General features: G+C 63.9%; 22 protein-coding genes. 15 read left to right on the plus strand and 7 right to left on the minus strand.

Going from position 1 to position 19,202, the window contains the following annotated elements:
• The first annotated feature begins 44 nt into the window (after positions 1 to 44).
• The 8 genes from EB835_RS11265 to EB835_RS11300 are packed head-to-tail and all read left to right on the plus strand — an operon-like array spanning position 45 to position 7,799.
• On the plus strand, positions 45 to 1,223 hold the full coding sequence (locus tag EB835_RS11265; RefSeq protein ID WP_240688694.1) for a histidinol-phosphate transaminase: 1,179 nt from the start codon (positions 45 to 47) through the stop codon (positions 1,221 to 1,223).
• Entirely contained in the window at positions 1,220 to 1,816 is a 597-nt protein-coding gene (hisB, locus tag EB835_RS11270) for an imidazoleglycerol-phosphate dehydratase HisB (protein ID WP_135809571.1), read from the plus strand. Before EB835_RS11265 ends, hisB begins: the two co-directional genes overlap by 4 nt.
• Entirely contained in the window at positions 1,813 to 2,415 is a 603-nt protein-coding gene (locus EB835_RS11275) for a hypothetical protein (protein WP_135809572.1), read from the plus strand. The genes hisB and EB835_RS11275 overlap by 4 nt, the downstream gene beginning before the upstream one ends.
• Positions 2,412 to 3,086 (plus strand): imidazole glycerol phosphate synthase subunit HisH, encoded by a 675-nt coding sequence (gene hisH / locus EB835_RS11280; protein ID WP_135809648.1) that lies wholly within the window; start codon positions 2,412 to 2,414, stop codon positions 3,084 to 3,086. Before EB835_RS11275 ends, hisH begins: the two co-directional genes overlap by 4 nt.
• A gap of 59 nt (positions 3,087 to 3,145) precedes the next feature.
• Positions 3,146 to 3,883, plus strand: coding sequence for a bifunctional 1-(5-phosphoribosyl)-5-((5-phosphoribosylamino)methylideneamino)imidazole-4-carboxamide isomerase/phosphoribosylanthranilate isomerase PriA (priA, locus tag EB835_RS11285; protein WP_135809573.1), 738 nt, complete (start codon positions 3,146 to 3,148; stop codon positions 3,881 to 3,883).
• Positions 3,884 to 3,887: 4 nt separating this feature from the next.
• Positions 3,888 to 4,706 (plus strand): SseB family protein, encoded by an 819-nt coding sequence (locus EB835_RS11290; RefSeq protein ID WP_240688695.1) that lies wholly within the window; start codon positions 3,888 to 3,890, stop codon positions 4,704 to 4,706.
• Positions 4,707 to 4,752: 46 nt separating this feature from the next.
• On the plus strand, positions 4,753 to 6,099 hold the full coding sequence (locus EB835_RS11295) for an amidohydrolase (protein ID WP_135809575.1): 1,347 nt from the start codon (positions 4,753 to 4,755) through the stop codon (positions 6,097 to 6,099).
• Positions 6,100 to 6,146: 47 nt separating this feature from the next.
• Positions 6,147 to 7,799, plus strand: coding sequence for an AbgT family transporter (locus EB835_RS11300; protein WP_135809576.1), 1,653 nt, complete (start codon positions 6,147 to 6,149; stop codon positions 7,797 to 7,799).
• 54 nt (positions 7,800 to 7,853) lie between these two features.
• Here the strand turns inward: EB835_RS11300 and EB835_RS11305 are convergent, their stop codons facing one another.
• Entirely contained in the window at positions 7,854 to 8,909 is a 1,056-nt protein-coding gene (locus EB835_RS11305) for a Rossmann-fold NAD(P)-binding domain-containing protein (protein ID WP_135809577.1), read from the minus strand.
• Positions 8,910 to 9,052: 143 nt separating this feature from the next.
• On the opposite strand from EB835_RS11305, the gene EB835_RS11310 reads away from it, so the two are divergent.
• Positions 9,053 to 9,721 carry a TetR/AcrR family transcriptional regulator gene (locus tag EB835_RS11310; RefSeq protein WP_135809578.1) on the plus strand — a complete coding sequence of 223 codons (669 nt, stop codon included), beginning with the start codon at positions 9,053 to 9,055 and terminating at the stop codon, positions 9,719 to 9,721.
• A gap of 63 nt (positions 9,722 to 9,784) precedes the next feature.
• Here the strand turns inward: EB835_RS11310 and EB835_RS11315 are convergent, their stop codons facing one another.
• Positions 9,785 to 10,156, minus strand: coding sequence for a DUF1844 domain-containing protein (locus tag EB835_RS11315; protein WP_135809579.1), 372 nt, complete (start codon positions 10,154 to 10,156; stop codon positions 9,785 to 9,787).
• Between the two features lie 315 nt (positions 10,157 to 10,471).
• On the opposite strand from EB835_RS11315, the gene infC reads away from it, so the two are divergent.
• The 4 genes from infC to EB835_RS11335 all read left to right on the plus strand — a co-directional run bounded on the left by infC (position 10,472) and on the right by EB835_RS11335 (position 12,920).
• On the plus strand, positions 10,472 to 11,086 hold the full coding sequence (gene infC, locus EB835_RS11320) for a translation initiation factor IF-3 (protein WP_276606002.1): 615 nt from the start codon (positions 10,472 to 10,474) through the stop codon (positions 11,084 to 11,086).
• Between the two features lie 101 nt (positions 11,087 to 11,187).
• On the plus strand, positions 11,188 to 11,394 hold the full coding sequence (gene rpmI, locus EB835_RS11325) for a 50S ribosomal protein L35 (protein WP_135809581.1): 207 nt from the start codon (positions 11,188 to 11,190) through the stop codon (positions 11,392 to 11,394).
• A 127-nt stretch (positions 11,395 to 11,521) separates the two neighbouring features.
• A complete protein-coding gene (rplT, locus tag EB835_RS11330) occupies positions 11,522 to 11,911 on the plus strand; it encodes a 50S ribosomal protein L20 (protein WP_025779787.1) in 390 nt (129 codons plus the stop codon).
• A 187-nt stretch (positions 11,912 to 12,098) separates the two neighbouring features.
• A complete protein-coding gene (locus EB835_RS11335) occupies positions 12,099 to 12,920 on the plus strand; it encodes a TrmH family RNA methyltransferase (protein ID WP_135809582.1) in 822 nt (273 codons plus the stop codon).
• A 3-nt stretch (positions 12,921 to 12,923) separates the two neighbouring features.
• On the opposite strand, the gene EB835_RS11340 is transcribed toward EB835_RS11335, so the two are convergent.
• Complete coding sequence (locus tag EB835_RS11340) at positions 12,924 to 13,340, minus strand: VOC family protein (RefSeq protein ID WP_135809583.1); 417 nt, start codon at positions 13,338 to 13,340, stop codon at positions 12,924 to 12,926.
• Between the two features lie 74 nt (positions 13,341 to 13,414).
• Here EB835_RS11340 and EB835_RS11345 point away from each other — a divergent pair, with 74 nt between their 5' ends.
• Complete coding sequence (locus EB835_RS11345) at positions 13,415 to 14,074, plus strand: pentapeptide repeat-containing protein (protein WP_135809584.1); 660 nt, start codon at positions 13,415 to 13,417, stop codon at positions 14,072 to 14,074.
• 59 nt (positions 14,075 to 14,133) lie between these two features.
• Here the strand turns inward: EB835_RS11345 and EB835_RS11350 are convergent, their stop codons facing one another.
• From EB835_RS11350 to EB835_RS11365, 4 genes are all read right to left on the minus strand, one after another.
• Positions 14,134 to 15,174 carry an Ldh family oxidoreductase gene (locus EB835_RS11350; protein ID WP_168216714.1) on the minus strand — a complete coding sequence of 347 codons (1,041 nt, stop codon included), beginning with the start codon at positions 15,172 to 15,174 and terminating at the stop codon, positions 14,134 to 14,136.
• A 111-nt stretch (positions 15,175 to 15,285) separates the two neighbouring features.
• Complete coding sequence (locus EB835_RS11355) at positions 15,286 to 15,528, minus strand: hypothetical protein (RefSeq protein WP_135809586.1); 243 nt, start codon at positions 15,526 to 15,528, stop codon at positions 15,286 to 15,288.
• A gap of 1 nt (position 15,529) precedes the next feature.
• Positions 15,530 to 16,882, minus strand: a complete 1,353-nt coding sequence (locus tag EB835_RS11360) for a TRAP transporter large permease subunit (RefSeq protein WP_135809587.1) — start codon at positions 16,880 to 16,882, stop codon at positions 15,530 to 15,532.
• Positions 16,883 to 16,920: 38 nt separating this feature from the next.
• Entirely contained in the window at positions 16,921 to 18,273 is a 1,353-nt protein-coding gene (locus tag EB835_RS11365; RefSeq protein ID WP_135809588.1) for an RraA family protein, read from the minus strand.
• A 151-nt stretch (positions 18,274 to 18,424) separates the two neighbouring features.
• Between EB835_RS11365 and EB835_RS11370 the strand changes: the two genes are divergently transcribed.
• Entirely contained in the window at positions 18,425 to 19,174 is a 750-nt protein-coding gene (locus EB835_RS11370; protein ID WP_229664192.1) for an IclR family transcriptional regulator, read from the plus strand.
• Positions 19,175 to 19,202: the final 28 nt, after the last annotated feature.

Here is a 19,202-nt window from a genome sequence, read left to right on the forward strand (position 1 = left end):
ACCCGCCGCCCGGGCGGCAGGGGTCTCTCGGTAGAATGATCGCCGTGGGAAACATCGAATCTCTGCCAGTGCGTTCCGACCTCGTCGGCCTCAAGCCCTACGGGGCTCCGCACCTCAATGTGCCGGTTCAGCTCAACGTCAATGAGAACGCCTATCCGCTTCCGGACATCGTCGTCGACAGCATGCGCGCCGCGGTCGACGATCACTTCTCCGGACTCAACCGATATCCCGACCGCGAATTCACCGCGTTGCGCGAACACCTCGTGAGCTACCTCGACGGAGTGAACGAACGCGCGGGCGACGCCGTCGAACTCGATCCGTCCATGATCTGGGCAGCCAACGGTTCGAACGAAGTGCTCAGCCATATCGTGCAGGCTTTCGGCGGACCCGGACGCACCGTCCTCGGGTTCACTCCCTCCTATTCGATGCACCCGCTCATCACCACGGGCACCGGTGCCGAATGGCAGCACGTCGAACGCAGGGACGACTTCACTCTCGATGCGGACACGGTCGCCGCCGAGGTGTCCCGCGCGAATCCGGACATCGTCTTCCTCTGCACCCCGAACAACCCGACTGGCACGTCGATCGGCCTCGACGTCATCGAAGCCGCCTACGACAACTGTTCGGGAATCGTCATCGTCGACGAGGCGTATGCGGAGTTCTCCCGCCCCGCCAAATCCTCGGCGATGACCCTGTTGGAGGGCCGCCCCCGCCTCGTCGTCTCCCGCACCATGAGCAAGGCCTTCGCCTGCGCCGGACTGCGTTTGGGCTACGCCATCGCCGCTCCTGAACTCATCGACGTCCTCCGCCTCGTCCGTCTGCCCTACCACCTCTCCGAGATCACGCAGGTGCTGGCCTGCACGGCACTCGAACACGCGGAGCTGCTGCTGGGCAACGTCGACCGACTCATCGACTCACGCAACCGGATGGCCAGCCACCTCGCCGAGGTCGGCTTCAGCGTGCACGACAGCGATTCGAACTTCGTCCTCTTCGGCAACATCGCCTCACCGGCCGATCTGTGGCAGAGGCTGCTCAACCGCGGAGTCCTCATCCGCGATATCGGCATCACCGGCCATGCCCGCGTCAACGCCGGCACCGAGGATGAGACCGAAGCGTTTCTGACCGCCATCGACGAGATCCTCGCCGAATCACCGGAGGTCCTCGCAGACCGTCCGCAGACCCCGACCCCGTCATCCGCCGCCCCGACGAAAGGCACTCCATGAGGCAGGCCCAGAACTCACGCACCACCTCCGAGTCCACGGTGTCCGTGTCCGTCGACCTCGACGGCACCGGCACCTCGAACATCTCGACGAGCGTGCCGTTCTTCGACCATATGCTCACCGCCCTGTCGAAGCACTCGATGATCGACCTCGACATCACCGCCACCGGCGACACCCACATCGACGTCCACCACACCGTCGAAGACACCTCCATCGTGCTCGGCCAGACCCTGCGTGAAGCACTCGGCGACAAGGTCGGCATCCGCCGCTACGGATTCGCCGCCGTGCCTTTGGACGAAGCACTGGCTCAGTGCGTCGTCGATGTCTCCGGCCGTCCCTACTTCGTCCACGAAGGCGAACCCGAAGGTCAGCAGTACCACCTCATCGGCGGTCACTTCACCGGATCGATGACGTCCCACTCGCTGGAGTCCATCGCCTTCAACGGCGGACTCACCGTCCACCTCGACCTCGTCCGCGGCCGCGACCCGCACCACATCGTCGAAGCCGAGTTCAAGGCCTTCGCCCGGGCGCTGCGCGAGGCCGTCGAAACCGACCCGCGAAGCAACTCCGTTCCCAGCACCAAGGGAGTCCTGTGAGCACGACCGTCATCGTGACCCCGTTCGGGGTCGCCCAGCAGCTCGCCGCCGCCTGCGTGCTCTCGAACATCTCCGGCACCATCGTGCCGATCGGCGAATTCAGTGGAATCGTCCTCGCCGACACCGATGTCCAAGCCGGCAACGAGGCGGCCGCAGCGATCTCGAAGCTCGCCGGCAAACATGAGGTCCTCCTCCTCGTGCGCAGCGAAGAGCAGATTGATGCCGGCCACTACCGCCACGGCAGCCGCGAATCCGACGTGCCGGCCGGACTGGCGCTGAAGAACCTGCCCGACGTGCTCGAAGGGCTGCTGCTCGAAACCGTTGCCGCAGAAGACATCGACGGCAATATTCCGACCTCATCGATGACGAAGCTGCAGGCCAGCGCCGCCACCATGAGCCCGGGCCGTGCCGCCATGGCACGCACGGCACTGCTGTGGATCATCGCCGCCGTCCTGGCCGGACTCGTCGCCGCCTTCGGCATTGCGCTGGGCCTGGGTGGGAACACCGTCGCCTGGGTCGTTGCCGCACTCGGCGCCATCGTCCTCGGATTCTCCCTGTGGAGGATCTGGTCGGTGCTGAGCAGGGGCGCGAAGCGATGACGACCGTCGCCGTCCTCGACTACGGAGCAGGCAATGTCCGCTCGGCCGTGCGCGCGGTCGCCGCGGCCGGCGCCGAGGTCACGCTCACGGACGACCATGATGTCATCAACGACTCCGACGGACTGTTGGTTCCCGGCGTCGGTGCCTTCTCCGCCGTGATGGCCGGACTGGAGAAGGTCGGGGGAGTCGAACTCATCCTTGCCCGCCACGCACAGGGCCGACCGCTGCTCGGCATCTGCGTCGGTCTGCAGGTGTTCTTCTCCCGCGGTCAGGAGCACGGAGTCAAGACCGAAGGCATCGGTCTGTGGCCCGGAGCCGTCACCGCGCTCGAGGCCCCGGTCATCCCGCATATGGGCTGGTCGAAGGTCGACGCGCCCGCGGACTCGGCCATGTTCGCCGGCATCGGGGACGAACGCTTCTACTTCGTCCACTCCTATGCCGCGGTCGAGCCGCCTGCGGACACGACGGTGACGACCGCCCGCCATGGCAGCGATTTCATCGCCGCCGTCGAAGACGGCACCACCTGGGCCGCGCAGTTCCATCCCGAGAAATCCGCGGCGGCGGGCGCCGGACTGCTTCGCAACTGGCTCGCCTCGTTCGCCGTCGACAGCAGTCCGGACAGCGTTTCCGGCCGCACCGGCACCAACACCACAGACGCACTCAGCTCCTGACCGAGCACACCGACTATGGTTGCCCGCAAACCCCGTGGCACCCTGGCAGAAAGGTCACAATGACAGACAGTTCGAACAAGCTGGTCCTCCTCCCCGCCGTCGACGTCGCCGACGGCAAGGCCGTCCGTCTCGTCCAGGGCGAAGCCGGAACCGAAACCGACTACGGCTCACCCATCGACGCCGCCCAGGACTTCGAGAACCGCGGCGCCGAATGGATCCACCTCGTCGACCTCGACGCCGCCTTCGGACGCGGATCGAACTCCGACCTGCTCAATCAGGTCGTCAAGGCAGTGGGGATCAAGGTCGAACTCTCCGGCGGAATCCGTGACACCGAAAGCCTCGAACGCGCACTCGACACCGGAGCCGAGCGGGTCAACATCGGCACCGCTGCCCTGGAGAACCCCGAATGGACAGCCGAGATGATCGCCCGTTTCGGCGACCAGGTCGCCATCGGCCTCGACGTACGCGGAACCACCCTGGCCGCCCGCGGCTGGACGCGGGACGGCGGCGACCTCTACGAGGTGCTGGCCACCCTCGAAGCCGCCGGCTGCTCCCGCTACGTCGTCACCGATGTGCGCAAGGACGGCACCCTGCAGGGCCCCAACGTCGAACTCCTCAAGGACCTCGCGCAGAAGACCGAGTCTCCGATCGTCGCATCCGGCGGAGTCTCCAGTCTCGATGACCTGCGTGCCCTCCGTGAGCTCGTGCCCTACGGCGTCGACTCCGCAATCGTGGGCAAGGCCCTCTACGCCGGCAAGTTCACCCTGGAAGAAGCCCTCGACGTCGCAGGACGGTGAGCCTGTGAGCACACACTCCCACGAACCGGACGAGCCCCGGTCCACCCCGTCTGCCGACCCGGCGGACGGCGCCCACACCCCAACGGATTCAGCCGGACAGGCGTGGGCGGGCCGGGACCTCAAACCCAACCCGTTCTCCGGTGACTCCGGCCTGGCCGACCCGGCCCTGCTCGAAGCCATGAACCTGGTCGCTCAGGCACCTCTGGACCCGGCCGCGCACCAACGAGTCGTCCAGGCACTGTCCGGGGCCAGGCTCTACGCCCCGATCGTGCCGATGGTCGTCGACCAGGAGGTCGGAGCCAACGGTCTGATGGCCGACAACTCCTCGGAGATGGCGATGGTCCGCCTCCAGGCCGAGGACGGACGCGAGTGCACCCCGGGTTTCTCCGGAATCCCACCGCTGACGGCGTGGCATGCCGATGCCCGGCCCGTACCGATCGAGTCCGAACGGCTGGTCCTCGGGGCGATCGAGGCCGAATCCCAACTCGTCGTGCTCGACCCCGGGGCCGAAACCTCATTCCTGCTGCGCCGACCGGCCATGTTCGCGTTCGTGCAGTCCCAGCCGTGGACGCCGTCATGGGCCGACGCCGAGGTGGCCCAGCGTCTGCGTGCCATCGCCGAGTCCTTCCCCTGGTTGGCCAGGCTCGGTGTGAGCCCCGGCAGCAGCAGCGTCCACCTCGGTGGGCCGGAGCTCGGCATCACACTCGGTGTCGAAACCGAAGTGCCACCGGAGGAAGTCCGCCGGTTCCAAGAGACCGTGGCCGGTGACGAAGACCTCGTCGCGAAGATCGATTCTCTGGCCATCCGCCTCGTCGAAGTCTGACTGTTCCGGGCGTGTCAGATCGGCAAGGCGCCTATGCTTGTGACCCATGAGCGACATCCGTGACCTCGGCCACTCGACCGCACCCGATGGCAGCTACCTCGACGAGATGGCTCGCCAGACCCGGACTCGGGCCGCGCAGGCCGCTGAGTGGGTCTCCGACTTCACCGGCGCCCCGGAGACGAGTCGTTCCCGCATCGCGGCAGGTCTGGAGGCCGTGAAGGGTGACCTCACGGATCTGCTCCACACCATCCATGGCCTGGCCGAGACCGCCTTCGAAGAGTTCGATTCGGTGGCTGCGGTCGCCTCGGTGCTGGAAAGACATGGGGTCGACGTCGACACGGGACTCTACGGCGTCGACACCACCCTCCGGGCCACGACCGGATCCGGCCGCGGGCGCACGATTGCGATCCTCGCCGAGTACGACGCCCTGCCGGAGATCGGTCACGCGTGTGGGCACAACATCATCGCCACCGCAGGAGTCGGCGCCTTCCTCGCCCTCCAATCCCTGTTCGAGAAAGACCCCGAGGCCGTGCCGGGCACTGTCGTGCTGCTGGGAACCCCGGCCGAGGAAGGCCACTCGGGCAAGGAAGTCATGGCCCGCGGCGGTGCCTTCGACGGGCTCGACGCGGCCATCATGGTCCACGGGTACGGCTACGACTGCGCCGACCAGGTGTGGCTGGGCCGCCGCCTGCTCACGGTCACGTATTCGGGAGTCGCCGCCCACGCCTCGGCACAGCCGTTCATGGGACGCAACGCCCTCGATGCGGCGAACCTCTTCTACCAGGGACTCGGCCTGCTGCGCCAGCAGATGCCTCCGATCTCCCGCCTGCACGCCGTCATCAGCGACGGCGGAACGAGGCCGTCGATCATCACAGAATCCGCCACAGTGCAGTGCTATGTCCGTTCGAAGTTCCCGGACACGCTCAAGGAGCTCTCCGACCGGGTCGAGGCCGCGGCGAAGGGCGCCGCGCTCATGACCGGCACAGGTGTCACCGTCGATTGGGACGAACACCCGCCCTCGCTGCCTGTGCGCACGAACCAGGCGCTGACCGCCCGGTGGGCCGAACATGAACAGACCCGCGGCCGCCATCCGCTTCCCGCCGGCGTCCTCGACGAATCAATCGCCGCGTCCACGGACTTCGGCAACGTCTCCTACCGGATTCCCGGCATCCATCCGCTCATCAAGACCGCCGACGCCGAGGTGGCCCTGCATACCCGTGAATTCGCTGCAGCTGCGCAGACCCCCGCCGCGGAATCCGCGGCACTCGACGCAGCCTACGGGCTCGCGTGCACTGCCTTGGACTTCCTCGCAGACGATGCCCTCGCAGCCGAGGTGACCGATGAATTCGCCCGCGACGGGGGAACGATCGACGTCGAGCACTTCTTCGACTGAGACCACCGCCGTACCCAGCTCCTCGCCAACGAGAAGAAGGACTGCTTATGTCGACGACGACTGATGGGAAAGTCGGTTTCGGCCAGCGCGCACTCGACTGGATCGAACGCATCGGAAACAAACTGCCCGAACCATTCACTCTGTTCCTCGGGCTCTTCATCATCACCGGTCTCGTCTCCACGGCTATGGCCATGGCCGATATCACCGTGGCCATCCCCGGCGGTGACGAGACCATCGCAATCAAGGGGCTGTTCACCGGTGAGGGCCTGTCCTGGCTGACCACGACGATGGGCGACAACTACATCGGGTTCCCGCCCCTGGCCACCGTGCTGCCGATCCTGCTCGCCGTCGGTGTGGCCGAGAAGTCGGGAATGCTCGCCGCCGCCGTGCGCATCGCCTTCGGCAAGAGCCCGAAGTGGCTGCTGCCGTACGCCGTCGGATTCGTCGGGGTGGTCGGGTCGATCATGGCCGACTCGGCCTTCGTCATCATCCCGCCTCTGGCCGCACTCGTGTTCAAAGCTGCCGGTCGGCATCCGATGGCCGGTCTCATCGGCGGGTTCGCCGCCACCGGTGCCGGGTATTCGACATCGATCGTGCCCACGAGCCTCGACGCACTGTTCGCCGGGATCACCACCTCGGTGATGGAGACCCTGCCGAACACCGACTACACCGCGGTCAACCCGGTATCGAACTACTACTTCAACATCGCCTCGTCGATCGTGCTGGCCGTCATCGCCGGATTCATCATCGACCGCCTCATCGAGCCGAATATGGTGCGAAAGGGAGTGCCCCGCGAATACGCGAACGCCGCGGCGAGCGGGCTCGCCCGCGAATACCAAGCACCCGACAGCCCGTACGGGAATGCCTCGGCGAAATCAGATGCCCCGTCCGAGTCCTCGGGCGAGGGCGATTCCACCGAGATCAAGGCCGAACTCGGACCGGAGGAGAAGCGAGGACTGATCTGGTCGCTGGCGGCGGCACTGCTGCTGACCGCGGTGATCCTGTTCTCCGTGCTCATCCCGAACTCCCCATGGCGGAACGAAGACGGCGGATTCCTCCCGGAGTCCCCGCTGCTGTCATCGATCGTCTTCATCGTCTTCGCCTACTTCATGCTCATGGGCGTCGTCTACGGCTTCGTCGTCCGCACCGTGCGATCGATGAATGACCTGGTGAGGATGATGAGTCAATCGATCATCGACATGATGTCGTTCCTCATCCTCGCGTTCATCCTCGGCCAGTTCATCGCCCTGTTCAATTGGACCGGCATCGGTTCGTGGATCGCCGTCGCCGGTGCCGACGGCCTCGAAGCGATCGGTCTGACCGGATTCGCCGCGGTCATCGGATTCATGCTCCTGGCCAGCGTGCTCAACCTGTTCATCATCTCCGGATCATCGATGTGGACGCTCATGGCTGCCGTATTCGTCCCGCTCTTCTCCCTGCTCGGGTACGAACCGGCGTTCATCCAAGCCGGGTTCCGCGTCGGTGACTCGGCCACCCAGGTCATCACCCCTCTCAACCCGTACATGATCGTCCTGCTCGGCCTCGTCCGCCGGTATGAGCCGAATGCGGGGTTGGGGACGGTCATCTCCCGGATGTTCCCGTTCGTCATACCGTTCTGGCTGGCCTGGGCCATGCTGCTGGGCATCTGGTTCGTCTTCGACCTGCCGCTGGGGCCGGGCAACGGAATCTTCCTCAAGTAGAGGTCGTTCCGTCGCGGTCGGGCTCCCGGCACGAGGCTCGTGCCGTCGCGGGAATCAGAGCATCTGGCGGACGCCGTCGCGCCAATCGGTCGTCGGGACAGAGCCTGCCAGGACGCCCTGCTCGATGATGCACGGCTCGTACCAGACGGGAGCGAGCTGACCCACCTCATACATCGAGCGGTCGAACAGTCCGATCGCCCGGATGACCCAGTGGGGCAGCGCCAGCGGTCGCTTCGCCCGGGAGCCGAGTTCGGCGTGCGTGAACTCGGCGATCTCGCCGAGAGTCGGATTCGATGCGGGAGCGAGGAGGAGCCGGTGCGTCCCCGCGGTGTCGTCGGCCAGCAGTTCGGCCGCCCGGATCATCGCTGCCGCGAGGTCGGCGATGACCGTGATCCCGTGGGCGACATCGGAACGAGCGGGGACGAACGCTCGCCGTCCGTGGGCGATCGGTTCCGTGATGCACATCCGGACCACCGAGGTCTTCGGTTCCGCAGTCCTGCCGAGCAGGTCACCTGCGATGACGCTCGCCGAGGTGGCCGGATGTGCCGCACGCGCCTGAAGGAGGCGCTGCCGGATCCGACCCTTGTCATCGACGGGGGCGAAGGGGGAGTCCTCCGTGATCGGTCGATCGAGTCCGGCGAAGGCATAGACGGATTCGGGGAAGACGACGGGGATGTCGAGTTCTGCGGCGGTGTCGAGGACCGCAGCATCGAGTGCCGGAAGGACCCGTTCCCAGACTCGGCTGTCATAGGCTGCGTGGGCGCAGGCGAAGATCACGTCGGCGCCAAGGGCGGCCTCGACGAGCTGTTCGCGATCGCTTGCGTCGGCCTTGATGTGAGTGGGAACGGGCGCAGCCGTGGTCGCGGGCGTGTCGGCGGTGGACCCGGCGATTGCCGAAGCAGCGGACGGGCGCGCGGTATCGGCTGCTGAGGGTGCGGAGGCCCTCGTCAGTATCGAGGTTGTGGTCGATTTCGAAGGCGCAGTCGAGCTCGTGGCTGCGTTTCCGCCGCCAGAGCGAGTGGCGATCCGGACCGTGGTCCCGGCTTCGCTGAGTTGAGCGGCGATCTCTGCGCCGATCTGTCCGTGTCCGATGATGAGTGCAGTGGTCATGGCGTTAAGTCCTTCATGTGATGAGTTCCCGAAAGTATCTCCGAGAGCAGTGCTCTCTCAAACGAGCCTAAAGCTGTCAGCCACTGAAAACAAGAGCAGTGCTCACTTTTGTTATTGACGCTCTCGGACCGTAGGGTGTCGGCATGGATCACACGACCCCGCGGCAGCGTGCGCGGCTTGAGACGGAAGCACATATCACACAGATCGGCAATCGGATGATCGACGACGAAGGCGTCGCCGGTCTGTCGCTGCGAGCGATCGCCCGCGAGCTCGGTGTCGTCTCGAGTGCCGTCTACCGGTATGTGCAGAGCCGCGACGAACTGCTGACGATCCTCATCCGCGACGCCTTCACGCAGATCGCCGATGCCGTCGATGTCGCATTGGCGGAGGAGCGGAGCGTGGAAACGCTGGCGCTGACGATGCTGAAATGGTCTCGCGCCTACCCGAACAGGTGGGCGCTCATCTACGGCACTCCGATCGCCGGCTACGAGGCTCCACACGAGGAGACCACGGTGCCGGGAACACGGATCATGGTCACACTTGCAGCTTTGGTGGCGGAGCTGACGGCCGACGCCGAAGAGACTGGTCAGAAGAGTGCCTACTCTGCTGACGGGAACGCACTCACGCCTCTGCGCGAAGGGCTCGAAGAGCTCGGCCTCGACTACGGCGACGACATCATCATGGAGACCATCACGATCTGGGTCGCGATCATCGGGCTGATCAACGGTCTCCGGTTTGGTCAGTTCGGGCCGGGATACGACGATGTCGAGGGTGATCTGATGACCGGAGTCATCGCCCGCCTCGGCGAATGAGGAAAAGAACGCGGCCCCCGATCGATGATCGAGGGCCGCGGGGAGAGCGGTCGGCGCGGAGGGTCAGCGGACGGGGCCGGTGAACTTCTCTCCGGGGCCTTCGCCGGGGGCGTCGGGGATCTCGGAGGCCTCGCGGAAGGCCAGCTGCAGACTGCGCAGTCCGTCGCGCAGCGGGCGGGCGTGGTGGTCGCCGATCACGGTGGCGGCGCCGGTGACGAAGCCGGCCAATGCTGTGATGAGCTTGCGGGCCTCATCGAGGTCTTGGAGGTCGGCGCCGCGGCCTTCAGCGGAGTCCTCGGCCAGACCGCACTTGACGGCGGCGGCGGACATGAGATGGACGGCACTGGAGGTGATGACCTCGACGGCGGGCACCTCGGCGATGTCGCGCGTAACGTCGTCGATCGCCTCGGCGGGAACAGATTCTTCAGAACTCATGCCATAAGCTTGACATATAAATCAATGCGGCGATCACACCAGGGCCTCGATGTGCGAAGAGTCATGAAGCGTAGTACACTGGTAGCTGGTGCGAAGCGGAGTCTGTCTCCCACCTTGATCGCGAAGAGCGATCGGGTCCAGAGATCTGTCCTTCGGATTCTGTCCGAGCGGATGCAGATCGAGGTGTATTCACTGAACGTACGTCTACCGTACTGCTCGTGTGTGCAGGCTCCCTTTGCATGTGTCAACGGGAGCCTTTTTCGTTGCCACGACCACATTTGAGCAAAAAGGAGTGAACACATCAGCGAGACGCGCATCAATGACCGGATTCGGGTTCCCGAGGTCCGGTTGGTCGGACCCAATGGTGAACAGGTCGGTATCGTTGCCATTCGCAAGGCACTCGATCTCGCCGGTGAGGCAGGTCTCGATCTCGTCGAGGTAGCCCCGCAGGCGAAGCCACCCGTAGCCAAGCTCATGGACTACGGAAAATTCAAATACGAATCTGCCCAGAAGGCCAGAGAAGCCCGGAAGAACCAGGCGAACACTGCGCTCAAGGAGATCCGCTTCCGTCTCAAGATCGACGAACACGATTACGAGACGAAGAAGGGCCACGTCACCCGCTTCCTCGAAGGCGGCGACAAGGTCAAGGTCATGATCATGTTCCGCGGACGTGAGCAGTCCCGCCCCGAGATGGGCATCAAGCTGCTCAATCGCTTGGCCGAAGATGTGTCCGACCTCGGCTCCGTCGAATCGTCCCCGCGAGTCGACGGTCGCAACATGGTGATGGTCATCGCCCCGCACAAGTCAAAGTCTGACGCCAAGGCGGAGGCCCGGAAGGCATCAGCAGGTGCCAAGGGCAAATCCGCTGAGGTGAAGTCCCGTCGCGATCGGGTCGCTGCAGAGAAGAACTCAGCAAGCCCCGACGCGTGAGAAATTAAGTAGCGTCGCGTTCCAGGTCCATCCTGGTCTGTGCGTGTGAAGTAGTTGCCGGCGGTCGACGTCGGCAACGAATTGCAAAGGAGAACGGCACTATGCCGAAGCAGAAGACGAACAGCAGCGCCAAAAAGCGCATGCGCGTGACTGGCAGTGGCAAGATCATGCGTGAAGGCGTGAACAACCAGCACAAGTTCGAGGGCAAGTCCTCGGGTCGTAAGCGCCGCGTGTCCACCGATCAGGAAATCACCGGCGGCGACCGCGCCATGGCCCGCAAGCTTCTGGGCAAGCTCAAGGGCAGGTGAGACCCCTCTCGGGTCTTTCTTCCCGGACAGTCTCCGGGATCTCCCACGGGCAGCTGAAACCGGCTGCCACAGCTTGAACCAGAGTCCGGCACCGCCGGCAGATACGAACTTTTCAAAGGAGTAACACGTGGCACGTGTGAAGAGAGCGGTCAATGCTCACAAGAAGCGCCGGGTCATCCTTGACCGGGCAAGCGGCTACCGCGGACAGCGTTCGCGCCTGTACCGCAAGGCCAAAGAACAGGTCATCCACTCGCTGGTCTACAGCTACCGGGACCGTCGCAAGCGCAAGGGCGACTTCCGTCGTCTCTGGATCCAGCGCATCAACGCTGGTGCCCGCGCCAACGGCATGACCTACAACCGTTTCATCCAGGGTCTCAAGGCCGCTGGAGTCGAGGTCGACCGTCGCATGCTCGCCGAGCTCGCCGTGAACGACTCGGCCACTTTCGCGCACCTGGTCAAGGTCGCCAAGGATGCACTTCCTGCTGACGTCAACGCAGCGAAGACCGACGCCGCCTGAGCAGCGTCATACAGACATTCGGTCACCTCGGTGACTGACCGGTCACCACTGTGATCGTCAACGGCCCCGAACTGACATGGTTCGGGGCCGTTGGTCATTGCCGATGGCGGTCCTTGGACAGTCCGTCGGTCTGGGCCGCGGTTTCCACCGCATCCTCCACCTCTCAACGGATCGAGAACACGGTTTCATGAAACTCCCTGACGTCATCTCCTCGCCCCAGTCGAAGCGGATCAAGAACGCTGCGAAGCTGCTCAAGCGTCGTGACCGAAAGTCGACCGGACAGTTCCTCGTCGAGGGCCCGCAGGCCGTGCGTGAGGCGTTGGCGTTGAAAGGCTCCGTCGTCGAGCTCTTCATCACCGACGAGGCCGCCCAGGAGAATTCGGAGTTCATCGCCGCGTCCAAGCACGGACGCATTCAGTGCAGCATCGTGACCCCCGAGGTGCTCACAGAACTCGCATCGACCGTGAACTCTCAGGGCGTCGTGGCGGTGTGCAAGACGCTCGACGTAGAGCTGACTTCGGTGCTCGACAAGGAAGCGCAGCTCATCGTCGTCCTCTCTCAAGTTCGCGACCCCGGCAATGCCGGCACCATCATCCGCCTGGCCGATGCCGCCGGTGCCGATGCCGTCGTGCTCACCTCCTCCTCGGTGGACGTCTACAACGACAAGACCGTGCGCTCGACCGCCGGATCGCTCTTCCATATCCCCGTGGTCACCGGCGTCGGACTCTCCGAGGTGACCGAACTCGCCCGTGCGCGCGGCCTGCAGGTGCTCGCCGCCGATGCGAACGACGAAGCCCACGATCTTCACCACCCGTGGGACACCGGCCTGGATCTCACCGCACGGACCACCTGGGTCTTCGGCAACGAAGCGTGGGGGATGAGCGCCGAGGATCTGGAACTGTGCGATTCGTCCGTGGCCGTCCCGATCTACGGCTCGGCCGAAAGCCTCAACCTCGGCACCGCCGCCGGCGTGTGCATCTACGAGAGTGCTCGCAACCAGCGGATGTGAGGGCTATTCGGCCCCGGCGGCCTTCGCCGTCTGCTCATTGGCGACGAGTTCCCAGATGTAACCGTCGAGGTCAGCGAAATAGCCCATGTACGAGCCATCGACGTCTTGACCCGCATCGGCTGATCCACCGGCAGCGACGGCACGGTTGAGCACTTCGTCAATCTCGGCTCGAGTGGCAAATGCGCACGAGATGATGCTGGCACCCGGGACCGGATTCTTCGAACCCGGCTGACCCGAGAGTTCGAGGTACTGTCCGTACTCGTCGGCGGCGATGAAGAAGATCGACAGGTTCGGCAGCTCGAACGCGACGATGCCGTCCTCCACACCGTCTGTTTCGAGTCCAAGTCCCTCTGAGTAGAAGTTCTCTGTGGCCTGCGGGTCGGCAACGGGCAATGACAGGATCGTTGTCAGTGGCTTCATGCCTGCAGTCTAGTGCGGGAGACGACTGTCGGGCAGGGGCCGACTGTGTCACACACAGCGGATAGGGTGGGCGCATGGTCACTACAGCTCCGCGCCCACCGAAGCTCAACCTCGGCGAACTGGTGGAAGGCCTCCTCGGCGATATTGGTTCAGAGGAATTCCTCGAAGGCATGGAGTTCACGGAGCTCAACCTCGCCGAGGCGGACGCCACCCAAGCGACGTTCCTCGACTGCCGAATGACGAACGTGAACTTCGGCGATGCCGACGCACCGATCGACCTCACCGGAGCCCGGATCTCCGGTACGGAGATCACGGACTGCCGTGCCGACACCTGGAACATGACCCGTGGAAACCTGTTGCATACCGAGATCTCCGGAACACGGATCGGGGCCGGCGTGGTATTCGACAGTGTGTGGGAGAAAGTGCGTTTCACCAACTGCCGCATCTCCTACCTCAATCTGCGCGAATCGAAGCTCACTGATGTCGAGTTCCGCGACTGCAAGATCGACGAAATCGACCTCGACCGTGCCAAAGTCAGCCGGGTTGCTTTTCCGGGCAGCAGTGTCGGGGTGTTCCAATGCGAAGGCGTCACCCTCGGCAACGTCGACATCCGGGGCTTGGAACCGCACAAGATCTCCGGAGCCCACTCTCTGCGCGGAGCGACCATCGACGATACTCAGCTCATGCTCTTCGCTGAACTCTTCGCCTCCGAGCTCGGCATCACCGTGGAATGAGTCGAAGACGGCTGCAGGGGCCAAGGAATCTCGCGGAATCCTGCAGCCGCCCGACCGACTCAGACCAAAGGACTTAGGCCATAGATGGAAGCTTCGCGATTGAGCCGGTCGAGCCCTTCGTTGGTGATGTCGGCACCGTTCTCCGCTGCGTCCAGTGACCGGTCGTGCTCGACGAGTCCGGGATAGTACACCCGCCCTCCGTCTGCTGGTTCCATCGACGAGATCGTGGCCAGGACCGTGTCGACGAGTTCACCGAACGCCGTCCCTCCGATGAACTTGTCGGGATCCAGCGCGATCATCAGATGGGACGTTTTAGCCGTCCTGCTCGCATCAAGAAGGTTTCCGACATCCCCGGTCACGGTCGTTCCAGACAGGACTCCAGTGAGCAGATCGATCATGAGCGCCAGTCCGGCTCCCTTCGGCCCTCCGATCGGCGCAAGCGAACCCTTGAGCGCCTCGTGCGGGTCGGTAGTGGGACGGCCCTGTGCGTCATTCGCCCAGCCGCGAGGAAGAGTTGTCCGACCTTCCTCCAGGTGGCGGCGGATCTTGCCGCGCGCCACAAGAGTCGAAGACATGTCCAACACCGCCAAGGGCTGGTTGAGGCTGGGAACTCCGATCGCCACCGGGTTCGTGCCCAGCAACTTGTCCTTGGCATTGAACGGAGGCAATGCTGGAGACGCATTTGTCATGACGATGCCGATCAGTCTGTTCTCCGCGGCGGTCCGTGCATAGTGACCGGCGATGCCGAAATGGTTGGAGTTCTTAACCGAAACTGCGGCGATGCCGGTTCTGCGTGCTTTGTCCATTGCCAGGTTCATAGCCAGGGTAGCGGCCACCTGGCCGAAGCCATTGGCCGCATCGACAGTGGCCACCGAGGCCGTCTCCGAAGTGACGACCACTTCCGGATCGATCTCCATGACGCCGGCCCTCACGCGTTCGAGGTATGTCGATAGCCTGGCGACTCCGTGGGAGCCGAGGCCGATGCGGTCGGCCGCGCACATCACCTTGGCCACGGTCGACGCGTTCTCCTCAGCCATACCGGCGTGGTGGAGAATCGTCGTCGCGAAGTCTTCGAGTCTCGACAGTTCTATCCTAGGCATTGTGCTCCTTTGCATGGGGCATCGGTGTATCGATGTGATGCAGACCGTTGAGCTGCATTGCGTGCGGTCGTCTCGGGTTCGTTCATGCGGGACCGGGTCGTTGTTGAACGGTCAGTCTTCGTCTTCACCGTCCTTGTCGATCGTGGTGTAGTAGCAGTATCCGAGCAGCCCAACCACGATTGCGGCGATGATGCTCGGCTGAGACAGCGACTCACGGGCGGCGTCGATCCACGCGCCCTGTGCGAAGAGGATTCCGGCGATCTGGGTGAAGACGATGAGGAAGGCGAGGAGGAGGAACACGACCATCGCCAGTGTGAACAGGGGCAGCAAAATGGATCTGAATGTGGCTTTCATGTCAACCTCCCATGGGGACAGGAACGATGCCCAGCGCGATTAAGACGCCGAGAATGAAGAATGGAACGACGTAGTAGATGACCAAGGGGATGAATGTCTTCTCCGGTCTGGCCTTCGTGATGCCGCAGGCGACGAAGATCGATCCCGAGGCCGGTGGTGACGCCCCCTCTGTCGACGCGAACACGAGAATCGCGATAACTGCCAGAAGCGGATCGATGCCGGCGCCCACCATCGAGAAGAGCGCCACCTGACCGACCGCACTCAACGTCGCGGTCGACGACAGCGGACCTGCGACGATGACGATGAGGGCACCGATGAGGGTCACCAGCAACCATAACGGCAGACTCATTGCGTCGAGCACGGAGTTGACGTCCTCATCGAGACCCAGCGACGCGAGTACCTCCGAGGCGGTGATGGCGAAGAAGAGTATCGCCCCGATGGTGAAGAAGCGAGGGACAGATCCCGCGAGGAAGTGCCACCACTGGGGAAGAGTCTTCGGCAGCTCTTTCCACGCAACGACCCCGCTGATGAAGATGATGAGGATGGGAATCCACATGATGAGCGAGATGTTCTCCAGCGAGTCGCCGATGCGCGGCGAGGACGCGAGCAGATCGGCGAGGGGCCCGACAGTGACCAGGATCGGGAGGACAGCGCCGAGGAAGATGAGCGCGGAAGTCCACCCGCGGCTCAGGGAAGTTTTCAGCGCAACGTGCTCGGCACCGGTTTCGGACCTGATTCCGTCGCGATGGACGAACCACCAGGTGAGGAACACTCGGTAGATGACCTGATACGAACCAGCCACCAGCAGTGCGAGGTAGACCTGCGAGGTCGTCACCAGCGTCCCGGCGAACCCGATCATGATGATCATCGAGGCACTGGGCGGAAGCGCCGCGCCGAGGCCGGCATTGCCGGCGATGACGGTGGCCGCGCGTTCTCTCTTCCACCCGGTGCGTACCATCCACGGCCCGGTGATCGAGCCGGAGGCCGCCGCGTTGCCTGTGTTCGACCCGCCGGCCAAGGCGCCCATGGCTCCCGACGCGGCCGTGTCGACAAAGGCAGGTCCGCCTGGGAGCCGGCCGAGCAGGGACGACAGGATTCCGATGAGTTTGTCCATCACTCCTGTCTTCTCGACGAAATACGTCATGAAGACGAACGCGACGGCGGCGTAGAGAACGTCGTTCTCAGACGCCTCGACAAGTGCGTCGGCCGCGTACTGCGGAGCGTTTCCTCCGGCGAACAACAGTGTGGCGATGAAGCCGAGCAGCATTGCTTCGGCCATGTTTCTTTTGACGACGACGTTCCACACCACGATGACTGTGATGAAGACCGCCAGAGCGATAAGGGCGAGAGGCATCTTTGTCCTCCCCTTTCTGGATTCGTTGGCGAAGTTCGTTACTGCGTCTGCTGGGACGCCTCTTGGCGCATGACCGCTTTACGGCCCTCTTCATCGGCCACGACGGCTCGACCATCGGCGAGGACCTTCTCCGCTTCGAGCGGATTGACGACGAAGACGCCGTCGGCGTCGGCGACGATGAAATCTCCGTGGTGGCACACGGCCCCTGCTGCGGATATGGTTTCGCGGAGTCGCCCGGGGCCGGTCTTGTACGGTCCCGCGGGAGAGACGCCGCGCGCCCAGACAGGAAATCCGAGCGCTTCGATCTCGTCGACATCGCGAATCGCGCCGTCGATCACCATGCCCGCGATTCCGCGAAGCTGAGCTCGCTCGGCGATGAGCTCACCGATGAGGGCACGTTCGCAGTCTCCTCCGCCGGCGACGACGAGGATGTCCCCGGGCTGAGTCAGGGGGAGCGCCTGGTGGATGGCCAGATTGTCCCCGGGGCGTGTGTGCACTGTGAACGCCCGACCTGAGATCGGCGCCGACTTCCACATCGGTTTGACGGCGGAATCGAGAAAGCCCAACCGATCGCCGGCATCGCCGAGAGCAGAGGTGGGAATCGATGCGAGCTGTTCGGCTACGGAGGCTTCTTCAGTCCGTGAAAGGGTGAGATGGACCGACTGCGCGGCTTGAGTCATGGGCCATTGGCGCGGGAAGCTGGCCAAGAGAGTCAGGCTGTCGTTGAGTTCGATCGATCGGCGCCGCGCGTGCTGTGCAGTGCCGTTGAGCAGTCGATCGAGTGCTTTCTCCCCGAGTGCGAGTTCGCCGGCGATCTGTGCTCGGACCCATTCGGTCTCTCCTGCCTCTTCACCGGCCTGAATGGCCTCTGTGATGAGAGCGCCCAGACCTTTCATGAAAACGCTGCGAAGGAGTTTGCGCTGTGAGGCGTCACCGATCTGCCCTTGGAGGGACTCGGTCTGGGCGCCGATCGTTCCCAGCACGGTGGCGGCAAGGTCGGAATATGGTCCCGACAGGAGCACGTGAGCCCGAGCCCCGAACTGAATGACGGATCCGATGACTGCACCATCGACGAATTTGGCATCGGATCCGAGCGCCGACTGCACCTCACGCTTCTTCTGTGGTGAAGCCGCGTTCATATCGATGTAGATCGCCTCGGAACGCAGATGACCGGCGGTTTCGGAAGCTACCGCAACCGAGGGTGCGGCAGTGGTCAGACCGAGGACGACCTCGGCCTCGGAGACGGCTTCGGCTGCCGAGGCGGCACGCGTGACATTTGGGGGAGTCGCGACCGGACTTGGGTCGAACCCGGTGACTGCGTGTCCCGCCTCGTCGAAGGCAGACGCATAAGCCGAACCGGCTTCACCAAGACCGAGAATGGTTACTCTCATATTATGTTCCTCTCACTGGATGATAGCTAATATCATTTGGCGCGGGTGACGGTAGTATTGAGTGGTAGTGCGCTCTTGTCAACTGTCGGCGACCGGAAATCGGTACGTCTTCGAGGCGGCGCTCGGAAATCTGCTGAGAGGACGTGAGATCGTGGAAGCCAAAGGAAACCAAGGGCGCACCCTCGACAGGGCGCTGGATGTGTTGGAGAGTGTGACGAACAGCCGGGAACCGGTCAGTCTGACCGACATCTCGAAGATGACTGGTCTGCACATCGCCACGACTCAGCGGCTAGTGGGGCAGTTGGTCGGACGGGACTATCTGCAAGGTGGCAAGCGCGGGTACACGCTGGGGCCGAAGGTTCTGCCGATGTCACATGCCTATGTGCTGCAGGATCGGTTGGCACTGATTGCGCCTGGTCTGCTGTCGATGCTGACCGCGCAGACCGGGCTCACCTCATCGGTGTTCGTCCGTGTGAAGGATACGAGGGTGTTGGTCGCACGGATTGAAGCGCCGAACCCTTTGAGCTATCAGTTCCCGGTCGGTCAGGTCCTCAGCCTCTTCTTCGGCGGCGGCAAGGTCTTGCTCGCCCATGCTGAACCGCAGGCGCGTCAGCAGCTCCTGGATGAATACTCGCCGATCCGATTGGAGAATGGACGCATCCAGGATCTGAACGCGTTGCAGGAGGATCTCGAGGCAATCCGACGGGACGGCTACCTGATTGCCGAGTCGGAGCGGAACCTCGGGGCGATGAGCATCACGGCACCCATCTGGTCGCCGGACATGGAGCTGCTCGGGTCGCTCAATTTGGTCGCCGAGCATGGTGAGATGGACAGGGAAGGGCTGTTCGACCACCGGGCAGAGCTCCTGCGAGCATGCAGGAAGATCACCGCACAGATGTGATGGCAGTGATCATCCTGCACTGACTCGA

It is taken from the genome of Brevibacterium sp. S22 (assembly GCF_004745485.1).
Classification (GTDB): Bacteria; Actinomycetota; Actinomycetes; order Actinomycetales; family Brevibacteriaceae; genus Brevibacterium.

Excerpts from the sequence above, each read along its gene's own strand:
- EB835_RS11365 (WP_135809588.1), bottom strand. The coding sequence starts at position 18,273 with ATGAGAGTAACCATTCTCGGTCTTGGTGAAGCCGGTTCGGCTTATGCG.
- priA (WP_135809573.1), top strand. The coding sequence starts at position 3,146 with ATGACAGACAGTTCGAACAAGCTGGTCCTCCTCCCCGCCGTCGACGTC.
- EB835_RS11360 (WP_135809587.1), bottom strand. The coding sequence starts at position 16,882 with ATGCCTCTCGCCCTTATCGCTCTGGCGGTCTTCATCACAGTCATCGTG.
- EB835_RS11340 (WP_135809583.1), bottom strand. The coding sequence starts at position 13,340 with ATGAAGCCACTGACAACGATCCTGTCATTGCCCGTTGCCGACCCGCAG.
- EB835_RS11355 (WP_135809586.1), bottom strand. The coding sequence starts at position 15,528 with ATGAAAGCCACATTCAGATCCATTTTGCTGCCCCTGTTCACACTGGCG.
- EB835_RS11350 (WP_168216714.1), bottom strand. The coding sequence starts at position 15,174 with ATGCCTAGGATAGAACTGTCGAGACTCGAAGACTTCGCGACGACGATT.
- EB835_RS11295 (WP_135809575.1), top strand. The coding sequence starts at position 4,753 with ATGAGCGACATCCGTGACCTCGGCCACTCGACCGCACCCGATGGCAGC.
- EB835_RS11310 (WP_135809578.1), top strand. The coding sequence starts at position 9,053 with ATGGATCACACGACCCCGCGGCAGCGTGCGCGGCTTGAGACGGAAGCA.
- EB835_RS11335 (WP_135809582.1), top strand. The coding sequence starts at position 12,099 with ATGAAACTCCCTGACGTCATCTCCTCGCCCCAGTCGAAGCGGATCAAG.
- EB835_RS11345 (WP_135809584.1), top strand. The coding sequence starts at position 13,415 with ATGGTCACTACAGCTCCGCGCCCACCGAAGCTCAACCTCGGCGAACTG.
- hisB (WP_135809571.1), top strand. The coding sequence starts at position 1,220 with ATGAGGCAGGCCCAGAACTCACGCACCACCTCCGAGTCCACGGTGTCC.
- EB835_RS11305 (WP_135809577.1), bottom strand. The coding sequence starts at position 8,909 with ATGACCACTGCACTCATCATCGGACACGGACAGATCGGCGCAGAGATC.
- EB835_RS11300 (WP_135809576.1), top strand. The coding sequence starts at position 6,147 with ATGTCGACGACGACTGATGGGAAAGTCGGTTTCGGCCAGCGCGCACTC.
- EB835_RS11315 (WP_135809579.1), bottom strand. The coding sequence starts at position 10,156 with ATGAGTTCTGAAGAATCTGTTCCCGCCGAGGCGATCGACGACGTTACG.
- rpmI (WP_135809581.1), top strand. The coding sequence starts at position 11,188 with ATGCCGAAGCAGAAGACGAACAGCAGCGCCAAAAAGCGCATGCGCGTG.
- hisH (WP_135809648.1), top strand. The coding sequence starts at position 2,412 with ATGACGACCGTCGCCGTCCTCGACTACGGAGCAGGCAATGTCCGCTCG.